The organism is Staphylococcus lloydii (genome assembly GCF_015775975.1).
GTDB classification, from domain to species: Bacteria; Bacillota; Bacilli; order Staphylococcales; family Staphylococcaceae; genus Staphylococcus; species Staphylococcus lloydii.
On record NZ_CP064056.1, the window covers coordinates 906,359 to 921,961 of the forward strand.

Below are 15,603 nucleotides of genomic sequence, written 5' to 3' on the forward strand. Positions count from 1 at the left end.
GAAAACTAGATAAGTAAGTAAAATATAGATTTTACCAAGCAAAACCGAGTGAATTAGAGTTTTAAAAAGCTTGAATTCAAACTAAAATAATCGCTAGTGTTCGAAAGAACACTCACAGATTAATAACATTTTGGGTTTTGAGTTAGACATTGCATTTGATAGATGTTTTCAAAAGAAAACGTTTGTCAGTTAATGCGAGCGTTTGACTTAGAAACAAAAAGATTAAGTTATTAAGGGCGCACGGTGGATGCCTTGGCACTAGAAGCCGAAGAAGGACGTTACTAACGACGATATGCTTTGGGGAGCTGTAAGTAAGCGTTGATCCAGAGATTTCCGAATGGGGAAACCCAGCACGAGTCATGTCGTGTTATCAACATGTGAATACATAGCATGTTTGAAGGCATACCCGGAGAACTGAAACATCTTAGTACCCGGAGGAAGAGAAAGAAAAATCGATTCCCTGAGTAGCGGCGAGCGAAACGGGAACAGCCCAAACCAACAAGCTTGCTTGTTGGGGTTGTAGGACACTCTATACGGAGTTACAAAAGTTATTGTTAGACGAAGTATCTGGAAAGATACATCAAAGAAGGTAATAATCCTGTAGTCGAAAACGATAACCCTCTTGAGTGGATCCTGAGTACGACGGAGCACGTGAAATTCCGTCGGAATCTGGGAGGACCATCTCCCAAGGCTAAATACTCTCTAGTGACCGATAGTGAACCAGTACCGTGAGGGAAAGGTGAAAAGTACCCCGGAAGGGGAGTGAAAGAGAACTTGAAACCGTGTGCTTACAAGTAGTCAGAGCCCGTTAATGGGTGATGGCGTGCCTTTTGTAGAATGAACCGGCGAGTTACGATTTGATGCAAGGTTAAGCAGGAAATGTGGAGCCGTAGCGAAAGCGAGTCTGAATAGGGCGTTGAGTATTTGGTCGTAGACCCGAAACCAGGTGATCTACCCATGACCAGGTTGAAGTTCAGGTAACACTGAATGGAGGACCGAACCGACTTACGTTGAAAAGTGAGCGGATGAGTTGTGGGTAGCGGAGAAATTCCAATCGAACCTGGAGATAGCTGGTTCTCTCCGAAATAGCTTTAGGGCTAGCCTCAAGTGATGATTATTGGAGGTAGAGCACTGTTTGGACGAGGGGCCCTTCTCGGGTTACCGAATTCAGACAAACTCCGAATGCCAATCAATTTAACTTGGGAGTCAGAACATGGGTGATAAGGTCCGTGTTCGAAAGGGAAACAGCCCAGACCACCAGCTAAGGTCCCAAAATATATGTTAAGTGGAAAAGGATGTGGCGTTGCCCAGACAACTAGGATGTTGGCTTAGAAGCAGCCATCATTTAAAGAGTGCGTAATAGCTCACTAGTCGAGTGACACTGCGCCGAAAATGTACCGGGGCTAAACATATTACCGAAGCTGTGGATTGTCCGTAGGACAATGGTAGGAGAGCGTTCTAAGGGCGTTGAAGCATGATCGCAAGGACATGTGGAGCGCTTAGAAGTGAGAATGCCGGTGTGAGTAGCGAAAGACGGGTGAGAATCCCGTCCACCGATTGACTAAGGTTTCCAGAGGAAGGCTCGTCCGCTCTGGGTTAGTCGGGACCTAAGCTGAGGCCGATAGGCGTAGGCGATGGATAACAGGTTGATATTCCTGTACCACCTAAATTCGTTTTAAGCGATGGGGGGACGCAGTAGGATAGGCGAAGCGTGCTGTTGGAGTGCACGTCCAAGCAGTAAGACTGAGTGTTAGGCAAATCCGGCACTCATAAGGTCAAGCTGTGATGGGGAGAGGAAATTGTTTCCTCGAGTCGTTGATTTCACACTGCCAAGAAAAGCCTCTAGCTAGAATATTAGGTGCCCGTACCGCAAACCGACACAGGTAGTCAAGATGAGAATTCTAAGGTGAGCGAGCGAACTCTCGTTAAGGAACTCGGCAAAATGACCCCGTAACTTCGGGAGAAGGGGTGCTCTCTAGGGTTAACGCCCGGGAGAGCCGCAGTGAATAGGCCCAAGCGACTGTTTATCAAAAACACAGGTCTCTGCTAAACCGTAAGGTGATGTATAGGGGCTGACGCCTGCCCGGTGCTGGAAGGTTAAGAGGAGTGGTTAGCTTCTGCGAAGCTACGAATCGAAGCCCCAGTAAACGGCGGCCGTAACTATAACGGTCCTAAGGTAGCGAAATTCCTTGTCGGGTAAGTTCCGACCCGCACGAAAGGCGTAACGATTTGGGCACTGTCTCAACGAGAGACTCGGTGAAATCATAGTACCTGTGAAGATGCAGGTTACCCGCGACAGGACGGAAAGACCCCGTGGAGCTTTACTGCAGTCTGATATTGAAATTCGGCACAGTTTGTACAGGATAGGTAGGAGCCTTAGAAGCGTGAACGCTAGTTTACGTGGAGGCGTTGGTGGGATACTACCCTCGCTGTGTTGGATTTCTAACCCGCACCATTAATCATGGTGGGAGACAGTGTCAGATGGGCAGTTTGACTGGGGCGGTCGCCTCCTAAAGAGTAACGGAGGCGCTCAAAGGTTCCCTCAGAATGGTTGGAAATCATTCACAGAGTGTAAAGGCATAAGGGAGCTTGACTGCGAGACTTACAAGTCGAGCAGGGTCGAAAGACGGACTTAGTGATCCGGTGGTTCCGCATGGAAGGGCCATCGCTCAACGGATAAAAGCTACCCCGGGGATAACAGGCTTATCTCCCCCAAGAGTTCACATCGACGGGGAGGTTTGGCACCTCGATGTCGGCTCATCGCATCCTGGGGCTGTAGTCGGTCCCAAGGGTTGGGCTGTTCGCCCATTAAAGCGGTACGCGAGCTGGGTTCAGAACGTCGTGAGACAGTTCGGTCCCTATCCGTCGTGGGCGTAGGAAATTTGAGAGGAGCTGTCCTTAGTACGAGAGGACCGGGATGGACATACCTCTGGTGTACCAGTTGTCGTGCCAACGGCATCGCTGGGTAGCTATGTATGGACGGGATAAGTGCTGAAAGCATCTAAGCATGAAGCCCCCCTCAAGATGAGATTTCCCAACTTCGGTTATAAGATCCCTCAAAGATGATGAGGTTAATAGGTTCGAGGTGGAAGCATGGCGACATGTGGAGCTGACGAATACTAATCGATCGAAGACTTAATCAATTTTAAATGTTTTGATTGGTAAAATGATATTTACTTACTATCTAGTTTTGAATGTATAACTTTTATACATCATTGTCTGGTGACAATGGCAAGGAGGTCACACCTGTTCCCATGCCGAACACAGAAGTTAAGCTCCTTAGCGCCGATGGTAGTTGGATTTACATTCTGCTAGAGTAGGACGTTGCCAGGCAATCAAGAGACCTAAGGGTCTCTTTTTTTATGTCTAAAAAAGGAGCTTAACTTCTTAATTAATATGTAAAACACTTTAAGACCGCAAGGTCTGTTTTTATAAATTAAAAATAAAGCATTAAAACCTTTGGCGCAGAGAAAACGTTTGAAGCTGACGAACTCAAGTCGTCGCGCTACGCGCTTACGAGCAGGTAAGCAAGTTAGCGACGGGTGCAAGTGAGGAAAGATGCGAGCGTTTGCCTCAAGCCAAAAAAGCTTCTTAGCGCCGATGGTAGCAGATTTACATTCTGCTAGAGTAGGACGTTGCCAGGCAACCAAGAGACCTAAAGGTCTCTTTTTTTTATGTCTAAAAAAGGAGCTTAACTTCTTAATTAATGTGTAAAACACTTCAAGACCGCAAGGTCTGTATTTATAAATTAAAAATAAAGCATTAAAACCTTTGGCGCAGAGAAAACGTTTGAAGCTGACGAACTCAAGTCGTCGCGCTACGCGCTTACGAGCAGGTAAGCAAGTTAGCGACGGGTGCAAGTGAGGAAAGATGCGAGCGTTTGCCTCAAGCCAAAAAAGCTTCTTAGCGCCGATGGTAGCAGATTTACATTCTGCTAGAGTAGGACGTTGCCTAAAAGAAGCTTATTTTCTTAAATAATGTTTAAAAATATTTCAAAACCGTAAGGTCCATGAAATGGAAATTAAAAGGAAGTAATTAGTGGATGTAGCAAATTTACATTCTGCTAATAGAGGAACACAGGTGAATAACACCTGTGTAAGTCCCACTAAACTAGAAGAGTGGGACTTTAGGTGTTGACAGGCAATACAAGAGACCTAAGGCTCCCTTTTTTATGTCTAAAAAAGGAGCTTAACTTCTTAAATATTGTTCGAATTATTTTCAGACCGCAAGGTTTGGTATGGTGTCTATTTTAAATTCTTTTCACAACACAAAAAGGTTCTATATACAAAAGTATATAGAACCAATTAATTAAATTAATAATGAATAAAGCATTTTGTTTTCATTAATGTAAATATTGGATGGATCAAATTCAGTAACATTGGCTTTTAAATTATCCAAGTCGCTATGGTTGTTCAGTTGAATACCGATAATAACTGTACCAGTATTTTGAGATGATTTTTTTAGATATTCGAATTTAGTGATATCATCTTTTGGTCCAAGTACGTCGTTTACAAATTCTCGTAAAGCGCCGGGTCTTTGTGGGAAGTTTAAGATGAAGTAATGTTTCATTTCTTCGAATAATAATGAACGCTCTTCAATTTCTTTCATTCTGTTAATATCATTATTTCCGCCACTGACGATACAAACAACATTCTTACCTTTAATTTTAGATTTATATTGTTCTAATGCAGATACACTCAATGCACCAGCAGGTTCTGCAATAATAGCTTGTTTAGAATACATATCTAATATTGTAGAACAAACGGCACCTTCATCTACTTGTACATAGTCATCTACAACTTTTCGAGCAATATCATAGGTGATTTCACCGACTCGTGCGACAGATGCACCATCAACGAATTTTTCGATATTTTCTAATGTAACAATTTTATTATTAACAACGACTGATTCATACATGCTACTTGCACCAGCTGGTTCAACACCTACAATTGATGTATCCTTCGAATGGTCTTTGAAATAAGTGCCTACACCTGAAATAAGACCGCCGCCACCGATAGCAGCAAATAAGTAGTCAAAATGAACATTTTCTTCTTTAGATTGTTCAATAATTTCTTTGGCTAACGTACCTTGTCCTGCAATAGTATAAATATTATTGAAAGGGTCAATGAAATTCATTGCGTAATCTTGCGTATATGTGAGTGCTTCTTTTAAACATTCATCAAATGTATCGCCTGTTAAAACAACTTCAACATTACTGCCACCAAAGAATTTAACTTGGTTTATTTTTTGAAGTGGGGTTGTAACAGGCATAAAGATTACCGCAGTTAAATTTAATTTACTCGCTGTGTATGCGACGCCTTGTGCGTGATTGCCTGCGCTGGCACAAGTTATACCGTTTTGTCGATCTTTCTCATTTACAGCGACAATTGCATTATAAGCACCTCTAAGTTTAAATGAACGTACCCACTGAAGATCTTCACGTTTTAAATAAACGTTGCAATCATATTTATGAGATAGATAATGGTCTTTTTGTAGGGGTGTTTCTTTTGCAACATCTTTTAAATTTAAGAAAGCCTCATCTATATCTTTGGATGACACTGTAGTTTTAACTGTCATAAATTTCACACCTTTACTTTTGAATTTCTTTATTGGAATGCTTTTGCATTTTCATAAGCTGCAATTTCATCTTCATATTGCAGCGTTACTGCTATATCATCTAAACCATTTACAAGTTTGTTTTTCCAAGTAGCATCAATATCGAAATGGAAAGATTTCTCAGGAGTTGATACGGTTTGATTAGGTAAATCTACTGTTATTTCTGAGTATGAAGCCAAATGTTTTCTAGCATCTTCATCTAAAGAAATAGGTAACATACCATTTTTAGTACAATTCATGTAGAAAATATCACTATAACTACCTGCGATTATAATATCAAAGCCATAATCTTTAATTGCCCACGCTGCGTGTTCTCTACTAGAACCACAACCAAAATTGTCGCCAGTTATAAGTATTGATGCGCCTTCATATTCAGGTTTATTAGGATTGAAGTCTGGATTATCGGAACCATCATCTAAATAGCGCCATTCATCAAATGCGAAAGGGCCGAAGCCAGTCTTAGAAATTCTTTTCAAATGTACTTTAGGTATAATTTGGTCAGTATCAATATTATCGTGGAAAAGTGGTACTATTTTTCCAGTATATGTTGTGATTGGTTTTACATCCATGTTAAACGACCACCTTTCTAACATCTACGAATTTACCATTAATTGCGGCAGCAGCTGCCATTGCAGGAGAGACGAGATGTGTACGTGCGCCTTTACCTTGACGTCCTTCAAAGTTTCTATTACTTGTAGATGCACAATGTACACCATTAGGTACTTGATCTGGGTTCATGCCTAGGCACATTGAACAACCTGGCTCTCTCCAATCAAAGCCCGCTTCTTTAAATATCTTATCGATACCTAACTTTTCAGCTTCGATTTTTACAGTTCTTGAACCTGGAACGACGATTGCAGTAATATTAGGGTGTACTTTATTTCCTTTTACAATATGACTTGCTTCGACTAAGTCAGAAAGTCTAGCATTTGTACAAGAACCTAGGAATACATAGCCTAATTCAATATCTTCTGCCTTTTGACCTGGTTGTAGACCCATATAGTCATATGCGCGTTCATCATTAACATTTTTAATCTCAGGGAAAGGTGTGTTAAAACTAACACCCATTTCAGGATTCGTACCCCAAGTAACTTGAGGTTCTAAATCAGTTACATCCATTTCAATAACCTTATCAAATTGAGCGTCGTCATCCGTATATAATTCACGCCATTCCTCAACATCATATTTATAATTTGTAGCATATGGGCGACCTTTTACATATTCAAATGTAGTTTCATCAGGTTGCATCATACCGTATTTTGCACCTGCTTCAATTGCCATGTTACAAATTGTCATACGTGCTTCCATAGAAAGGTTACGAATAGTTTCTCCAGAAAACTCTAGCGCGTATCCTGTACCAAAATCTACACCATATTGGTTAATAAGATAGAGAATGATATCTTTTGCGTAGACGCCAGTTGGTAGTTTTCCTTTAACGTCAATCTTAAGATTTTTAGGTTTAGTTTGCCACAATGTTTGTGTTGCAAATACATGTTCAACTTCACTCGTACCAATACCAAAGGCAATGGCACCAAAAGCGCCATGTGTAGCAGTATGTGAATCACCACATACAATTGTTTTGCCTGGCTGAGTTAAACCAGTTTCTGGTCCAACCATGTGGACAATACCTTGTTCATCAGACCCCATATCAAAAATATGAACGCCGAATGCTTTAGCATTTTCTTGCAAAGTTGTGATTTGTTTATTTGCAATTTCATCCTTAATATTAAAAATATCAACGGTAGGCACATTATGATCTAACGTTGCATAAGTTAAATCAGGTCTTCTAAGTTGTCTATTTTGAAGTCTAAGTCCTTCAAATGCTTGAGGAGATGTAACTTCATGAATTAAATGTAAATCAATGTATAATAACTGTGGAGAACCTTCTTTCCCAGTCAAAACATGTTTGTTCCAAACTTTATCGAATAGTGTTTTACCCATATGACATCTCCTCCTTTATATATTTTCTTTCACAAATTGAAAGACTTCTGTTGTCGTACATTGACCTCCAAGGTCACTTGTCGTCTTGCCATCTTTAATGAGTTGGTAAACTGTTTGTTCTAAATGTGATGCAGCCTGTTCTTCTCCAAAACTTTCTCTCAGGCACATCGCTACCGAGAGTAACATACCAAATGGATTTGCTTTGTTTTGATTTGCAATGTCAGGAGCTGAACCGTGTATAGGTTCATAAAGTCTCGTACCTTGTTCGCTAAAACTAGCTGATGGTGATAAACCTAGAGAACCTGGCATTACAGAAGCTTCATCACTTAAAATATCTCCAAATAGATTTTCAGTTACAATAACGTCGAATTGAGTTGGATTCGTAATTAAATGCATTGCGCAAGCATCAACAAGTAGGTGATTTACTTCAACATCTGGATATTCTTTTGCTACATTATTAATAACTTGGCGCCATAATTTACTAGATGATAAAACGTTCTCTTTATCTACTGATGTTAGTTTTTTGTTGCGTTTTTGTGCTAGTTTAAAAGCAACGTGTGCGATACGTTCAATCTCAGGTTTAGTATATGTTAATGAATCTAAAGCTTGATCTTGATTCCAATGTTTTGGCTCACCGAAATAAATACCACCAGTTAACTCACGAACAATCACAAAATCTGTACCCGTTACTCTTGATTCTTTAATAGGGGACAAATGACTTGTACCTTCAGTTACGGTTGTAGGTCTAATATTTGCAAATAGGCCTAATGTCTTTCTAATACCTAATAGGCCTTGTTCAGGTCTATTATTTGGGTCAGTCCATTTTGGTCCACCAACTGAACCTAAAAGTATAGCATCGGCATTTTGGCAAGCCGTTAATGTGTCATCTGGTAATGGTGTACCATGATTATCGATAGCGATACCACCGAAATCATGTTCTTCAACATTGTAATCGAAGTTAAATTTTTTACTTAATTGTTCTAAGATGTCTAATGAACCACTCATAATTTCAGGTCCTATACCATCTCCAGGTAATGAAACTATGTTATAACTCATGACTTTATGCCTTCTTTCTCAGTTGATTCATTTACATATTTGGCTTGAGCTTCTACATATGATTTACAAGAAGCAAGTAAGATGTCATGGTCGATACCTACACCTGTGACAATTTGATCGCCAATTTTAAGTTGAACGTGTACTTCTGCTTGAGCGTCAGAACCTTCAGTAACGGAATCAATTGTATAGTCTAATAGTTCAGTTTCTCTATCGAAAATACGGTCAACTGCATTATATACAGCAACGATTGATCCTGTACCTATACTAGAATCTTGATACGTATTACCGTCTTTGTCTTTAATTACTACTACTGCACTTTGTAGTCCATTAGATACGAACTGTAATTGCAAAGTATCTACTTGGTAACTTGCACTTTGTTCATGATAAGAACCTTGAATTAATGCATGTATATCTCTATCTGTTACTGCTTTTTTCTTATCTGCAATTTCTTTAAATTGTTTGAATAGTACTTTTTGCTGTTCAGGTTCTAAATCATAGCCTAACGCAGTAAGTTTCTCTGCAAATGCATGTTTACCTGATAGTTTTCCTAAAGGTAATTCTGTAGTTTTAACACCTACAAGTTGTGGTGTCATGATTTCATACGTTTCAGGGTTTTTAAGTACACCGTCTTGGTGAATACCTGACTCATGACTGAAAGCATTTTGTCCGACGATTGCTTTGTTTTTAGGGACTCGAATACCTGCATAACGTGCAATTAAATCAGCAGTTTGTTTTGTTTCAGCTAAATTGATTTTTGATTGGTTTTGATAATGATCTTGGCGAACGTAAAGGCCAAGGACAACTTCTTCAAGTGCCGTATTACCTGCACGTTCTCCAATACCATTTAAAGTACCTTCGATACGTTTAGCACCATTTTCGATTGCTGCCATACTATTGGCAACCGCTAATCCTAAGTCATCATGACAATGTGCGCTATAAATTACTTCATGGTCACTTTCTATAGTTTCGAGTACTGTTTTAAAAATTTTGCCATATTCAGTTGGATAACTGAAACCAACAGTATCTGGTATATTGATAACACTTGCACCAGCATCTACAGCTGTTTGTATCGCTTTTAATAAGAAATCTGGTTCTGTTCGTGTTGCATCTTCTGGTGAAAATTGGACTACTTCAAAATATTGTTTAGCGTACGCAACATGTTCTTTAATAGATTCAAGCACTTCATCTTGCGACATTTTTAATTTAGAATCACGATGGATTGGGCTTGTGGCTACAAAGACGTGAATTCTAGGGATTGCAGCTTCTTTAGTTGCTTCATAAACTGCATCGATATCTGATTTTACACAACGGGCTAAGCCACATACGGCTGTAGTTGTTAATGTTTTAGCGATGGCTTCTACTGATTTAAAACTTCCTGTACTGGAAGCGGGGAAGCCTGCTTCTATTATATCTACTCCCCATTTTTCAAGTTGTTGAGCTATTTTTAGTCTCTCTTCGAAAGAAAAGTTGACTCCTGGTGTTTGTTCCCCGTCTCTTAGTGTTGTATCAAAAATTTGAATATGGCTACTCATTTTAAACATCTCCTAACTATATAATTTACCCGTAAAGATTTCTTTAGTATTATTTGTTCGTAACTGATGACGAATCACCAATACTTTGATGAGTACAGTGATTGTCATTATGAAGTTACGAAACGACTAAAGTCATACTTTATTATCTTTCAATACTTTTAGATTTAATAAATGGCATCATTTCTCTTAGGTCACGACCAACTGCTTCGATTTGATGACCATGTTGTTCTTCACGTAATTTATGGAATTCATTAAAGTTGTTTTCACTGTCTTTAATGAAACGATCACTAAAGTTACCATTCTGAATATCTTTTAATACAGCTTTCATGTTGTCTTTAACATCTGGTGTGATAACACGTGGTCCTGATACATAGTCACCAAATTCTGCTGTATTAGAAATTGAGTAACGCATGTTTTCCATACCGCCTTCGTACATAAGATCTACGATTAATTTCATTTCATGTAGTACTTCGAAATAAGCGATTTCTGGTTGGTAACCTGCTTCAACTAATGTTTCGAAACCAGATTGGATTAATTTTGTTACGCCCCCACATAATACTGTTTGTTCACCGAATAGGTCAGTTTCAGTTTCTTCAGCAAATGATGTTTCAATAACACCAGCACGCGTTGAGCCGATTCCTTTTGCATAACTTAATGCTAGGTCTCTTGCTTCACCGCTTGCATCTTGTTCAACTGCGAATAGGGAAGGGACTGCGCTGCCTTCTGTAAATGTACGACGTACTAAATGTCCTGGACCTTTTGGTGCGATTAAGAATACATCTACTGTTGAAGGTGGTTGGATAACATTAAAGTGAATGTTGAAACCATGTGCAAATACTAATGCATTATTATCTTCTAAGTTTGGTTCGATTTCTTCTTGATAAACACTACCTTGAATTTCATCAGGCAATAGAATCATGATTACATCAGCTTGTTTTGCTGCTTCGTCCACTGGATATACTTCAAAGCCATCATCTTTTGCTTTATTGAAAGACTTACCTGGGCGGATTCCGATGATTACATCGTAACCATTATCTTTTAAGTTTTGAGCATGTGCATGGCCTTGAGAACCATAACCGATAACTGCAATTTTCTTTCCTTGTAATGCATCTTTTGTTACTGATTGATCATAATAAACTGTTGTCATAATAAAATCCTCCATGTTTTGTGAAATTAAATTCTTAATATTCAGACAAATTAAATAATGCCCGCTGAACCTGTTCTTGCTATTTGTTCAATGTTGTATGATGATAGATCATCTATTAAATTGTCCATCGTGTATTGTGGACCAGAAGCTTGAAGATAAGTAAATTGCTCTTCATCCTTCAAAATAGATACTAGCGCATCATATGGTTGGATTAGCTTTTGTAATTGTTCGTTGTTGTCAGGTGTGCGTAATTTTACGAGTACTAATTCTCTATTATAAGTATTAGTATCTGTAATATCTTCAACACTGATAATATTAATTTGCTTTTCAAGCTGGGTAATTAAATTTCTTAATACGTCACTGTCAGGTACTTCTGCCACGAAAGTAATATCAGAAATGCCTTCTTCAACGGTTGGCGTGGCAGACAAGGTAACAATGTTAAATTGTCTCCTGACAAAGATACTTGTTAAACGATTTAATGTACCAGCTTTGTCTCTCACTTTTGTACGAAAAGTTCTTCTCATTATAAGCCCTCCATTTCGTGATTTGGTTTGCCAGAAGGGACCATTGGTGTAACAGCTTCAACTGGTGAAATTCTAACTTCAATTAAAGCTGGACCATCATGTGCGAAGGCTTCGTCTAATTGTTGTTCTAATTTACTTGGGTCGTCAATCATATAACCTTTTACGCCATATGCTTCGCCTAATTTAATAAAGTCCGGTTGATCGTTAAATACAGAATGTGAAAATCTTTGTTTAAAGAATTTATCTTGCCATTGTTTAACCATACCTAAAGTACCATTATTTATGAGTACAACTTTAATGTCTAAACCATATTCTCCTAAGATTGCTAGTTCTTGGTTAGTCATTTGGAAACCACCGTCACCAACAAATGCAACGACTGTTTTATCAGGTCTAGCTAATTTTGCACCAATTGCTGAAGGAATACCGAAGCCCATTGTACCTAAACCACCGCTTGTAACTAATTGACCATGTGTTTTAAACGGATAATATTGAGCTACCCACATTTGGTGTTGTCCAACGTCTGTAGTAACGATTGCATCTCCTTCAGTGATTTGTCCAATGTGTTCAATCGTACGTTGTGGTTTAGAAAAATTATCTTCTTCTACACCATATTTGAAAGGATGAGTTGCTTTATTGTTATTGCAATTCTCTAACCAGTCATCATGTCTAATTGAATAACTATCGAATGCTAATAATGCTTCTAATACTGCTTTGCAATCTGCGACGATACCTAAATCAGTATCAATAATTTTATTGATTTCTGAAGGATCGATATCTACGTGAACGATTTTGGCATTAGGTGCAAATTCATCAGGGTTACTCGCTAATCTGTCATCGAATCTACTACCAAAGTTGATAAGTAAATCACAATCAGTTAATGCCATGTTACTTGCGTATGAACCATGCATACCGCCCATACCTAAAAATAGGGGGTGTTCGTATGGAATCGCACCTAAACCTAATAGTGTAGTAACAACAGGCAATTGATGACGATTAACAAATTCGGTAAATGTTTCATTTGCTTTTGCGTGATTGATACCCGCACCAGCTAATACAACTGGTTTGCGTGCTGTTTTTAAGTAATCACGCAGTTTTTGAATATCGTCTAATTTTGGTTCGTTTGGTATGGAATAGCCAGGTAAATCCAAATCCTCAGATAGTTCAGCATTCGTTGATAAAATACCCATATCTTTAGGAAAGTCGATAACTACAGGTCCTTTTCTACCAGTATTTGCGATATGAAAAGCTTCATGAATAATCGTTGGAATATCACTTACATTTTTTACTTGATAATTGTGCTTCGTAATTGGCGTCGTCATAGATAGTAAGTCTGCTTCTTGGAATGCGTCTTTACCAATTCCTGGTGTTGCAACTTGACCAGTAATTACTACTAAAGGCAATGAATCACTATATGCGTCGGCAATGCCTGTAATAGCGTTTGTCGCTCCAGGACCACTAGTTACTACTACGACACCTGGTTTGCCAGAAACACGCGCATAACCTTCTGCAGCGTGTGTTGCGCCTTGTTCATGTCTTGCTAAAATGTGTTTGATTTTACCATCATAAAGTGTGTCATATAGTGGTAAAACAGCACCACCTGGATAGCCAAATATAAAATCTACATTTTCATGTGCAAGTGAGTCAACTAGCAATTCAGAACCAGTTTTCATTTCATTAATAGTTTCAGTTTCTAGTTCAGTTTGTTCATAAGCTTCATTAGGTTCGATTTGTTCCAAAGTTTCAGTTTGCTCTTGGTAAATCGTTTCTGCTTGTTTAGCCATTTTACTTCACTCCTTAAATGAGATTTTCAGGTACTTGCATGATGCCACCTGTATTGGCACTTGTAACTAATGCTGTATATCTTGCAAGGTAACCAGTTTTCACTTTTGCTTTGAATGGATTTAATTCTTGTTTTCTTGCTTCTAATGTTTCTGTTGGTACATCAGCCTCTAATGTACGATTAGTTAAGTTTATCGTGATGTCATCGCCATCTCTGATTAATCCAATTGGACCTCCCGATGCTGCCTCTGGAGAGATGTGTCCTACTGCAATACCACGTGTAGCGCCTGAGAAACGTCCATCTGTGATAAGGGCAACATCTTTACCTAATCCTCTACCTACAATAGAAGAAGTAGGGGCTAACATTTCTGGCATGCCAGGGCCACCTTTAGGACCTTCATATCTAATAACTACAACGTGACCTTCACGAACAGTGTGGTTATCGATAGCTTCAACTGCTTCATCATGTGAATTGAAACAAATAGCTTTACCTTTAAATACTTTGATTGAAGGATCAACGCCTCCGACCTTAATTACAGCACCCTTAGGGGCTAAGTTACCGTAAAGAATAGAAAGTCCACCTTGTTTATCGTATGGATTATCTAAATGTCTAATAACATCTGCATTAGTAATTTCTTTGCCTTCGTTGTTTTCTCGTAAAGTCTTACCTGTAACTGTAATACGATCTGGATGTAAAGTGCCTTCTTTTTTGAAAAGTTCATTAATGATTGCTGGGACACCACCTGCTTCATGTACATCGTGCATTGAATATGAAGAACTTGGTGCAATTTTTGATAGGTAAGGTGTCTTTTTAGCTATTTCATTGATGCGAGTTAAGTCGTAATCAATACCCGCTTCGTTCGCAATTGCTAGCGTGTGTAATACTGTATTTGTAGAACCACCCATTGCCATGTCTAAAGCAAATGCATCATCAATAGCTTCTTTCGTCACAATGTCTTTTGGTTTAATATCATTTTTTATGTTATCAACTAATCTAAATGCTGCTTCTCTAATCATCTCTCTACGTTGATCACTGACAGCTAATGCTGTGCCATTATATGGGAGAGCTAATCCTAATACTTCCATCAAACAGTTCATAGAATTTGCTGTAAACATGCCTGAACAAGATCCGCATGTTGGACATGCATTTTGTTCCATATCTAAAAATTCTTCTTTAGAAATTGAACCGTCTTTAAATGCGCCAACAGCTTCGAACATTGATGATAGGGTAAGTGCTTTACCTTCTGATGATAATCCTGCTTTCATTGGTCCACCAGAACAAAAGACTGCAGGTACGTTCGTTCTAACAGATGCGAGTAACATGCCTGGTGTGATTTTGTCACAGTTTGGAATATAAAATACGCCATCGAACCAATGTGCATTGATTACTGTTTCAGCAGCATCTGCGATGATTTCTCTTGAAGGTAATGAATATCTCATTCCTATATGACCCATTGCTATACCATCATCAACACCAATCGTATTGAATTCGAAAGGTATAGCACCTGCTTCTCTAATAGCTTCTTTTGCAATATCGGCAAGTTCTCTTAGATGAACATGTCCAGGGACGATGTCTATATAAGAGTTACAAATTGCTACAAAAGGTTTGTTCATATCTGTTGGTTTTTCTAATGCCCCGGTGGCATGTAAAAGACTTCGGGCTGGCGCCTGTTGATCTCCTTTTTTTATCATATCGCTTCTCAATGTGAATTCCCCCATAAAAAAATGAAAATAAAAAGACGTCCCAATATTTTTATTGGGACGTCTTACAAGTCCCATTCAACTAGAAATAGGACTTAAACTTTTAGTAGTTGCTATACTAAAGTTCCAGTCCTATAAGCATAATAAAATGACTAAAATATTTGTTGTTGTTGGTTGATTTACTGTTGTATTATAAGTCATTTTATTATGCTCCTTTCCTCAAGAATGGTTTTTTATATCATTTGTTTGAATTATCTAAAAATTTGATAAATTTAATTTACTACAAGTTATAAGCGGTGTCAATGAT

The 15,603-nt window shown here is 38.8% G+C and carries 9 protein-coding genes and 2 rRNA genes; 2 read left to right on the top strand and 9 right to left on the bottom strand.

Annotated features, from left to right (window positions below; genetic code table 11):
* The first annotated feature begins 220 nt into the window (after positions 1-220).
* Both ISP08_RS04310 and rrf read left to right on the top strand, forming a co-directional pair.
* Positions 221-3,143 (top strand): 23S ribosomal RNA (locus ISP08_RS04310).
* Positions 3,144-3,218: 75 nt separating this feature from the next.
* Positions 3,219-3,333, top strand: a 5S ribosomal RNA gene (gene rrf, locus ISP08_RS04315).
* A gap of 975 nt (positions 3,334-4,308) precedes the next feature.
* Here rrf and ilvA read toward each other — a convergent pair.
* The 9 genes from ilvA to ilvD form a co-directional block, all read right to left on the bottom strand.
* Positions 4,309-5,577: a threonine ammonia-lyase IlvA gene (ilvA, locus tag ISP08_RS04320; protein WP_195719511.1), complete on the bottom strand. Its 1,269-nt coding sequence runs from the start codon at positions 5,575-5,577 to the stop codon at positions 4,309-4,311.
* 29 nt (positions 5,578-5,606) lie between these two features.
* Positions 5,607-6,185, bottom strand: coding sequence for a 3-isopropylmalate dehydratase small subunit (leuD, locus tag ISP08_RS04325; RefSeq protein WP_048793318.1), 579 nt, complete (start codon positions 6,183-6,185; stop codon positions 5,607-5,609).
* A gap of 1 nt (position 6,186) precedes the next feature.
* Positions 6,187-7,557 (bottom strand): 3-isopropylmalate dehydratase large subunit, encoded by a 1,371-nt coding sequence (gene leuC, locus ISP08_RS04330; RefSeq protein ID WP_048793317.1) that lies wholly within the window; start codon positions 7,555-7,557, stop codon positions 6,187-6,189.
* 15 nt (positions 7,558-7,572) lie between these two features.
* Positions 7,573-8,613 (bottom strand): 3-isopropylmalate dehydrogenase, encoded by a 1,041-nt coding sequence (gene leuB / locus ISP08_RS04335; protein WP_195719510.1) that lies wholly within the window; start codon positions 8,611-8,613, stop codon positions 7,573-7,575.
* Positions 8,610-10,145, bottom strand: a complete 1,536-nt coding sequence (locus tag ISP08_RS04340) for a 2-isopropylmalate synthase (protein WP_048793315.1) — start codon at positions 10,143-10,145, stop codon at positions 8,610-8,612. Before ISP08_RS04340 ends, leuB begins: the two co-directional genes overlap by 4 nt.
* 142 nt (positions 10,146-10,287) lie before the next feature.
* On the bottom strand, positions 10,288-11,292 hold the full coding sequence (ilvC, locus tag ISP08_RS04345) for a ketol-acid reductoisomerase (protein WP_195719509.1): 1,005 nt from the start codon (positions 11,290-11,292) through the stop codon (positions 10,288-10,290).
* Between the two features lie 50 nt (positions 11,293-11,342).
* The gene (gene ilvN, locus ISP08_RS04350) at positions 11,343-11,816 is read right to left on the bottom strand and encodes an acetolactate synthase small subunit (protein ID WP_048793313.1); all 474 of its coding nucleotides are present in this window, start codon (positions 11,814-11,816) and stop codon (positions 11,343-11,345) included.
* Positions 11,816-13,597 (bottom strand): biosynthetic-type acetolactate synthase large subunit, encoded by a 1,782-nt coding sequence (gene ilvB / locus ISP08_RS04355; protein WP_195719508.1) that lies wholly within the window; start codon positions 13,595-13,597, stop codon positions 11,816-11,818. The genes ilvN and ilvB overlap by 1 nt, the downstream gene beginning before the upstream one ends.
* Positions 13,598-13,610: 13 nt before the next feature.
* Entirely contained in the window at positions 13,611-15,299 is a 1,689-nt protein-coding gene (gene ilvD / locus ISP08_RS04360) for a dihydroxy-acid dehydratase (protein ID WP_195719507.1), read from the bottom strand.
* Between the last annotated feature and the right edge of the window lie 304 nt (positions 15,300-15,603).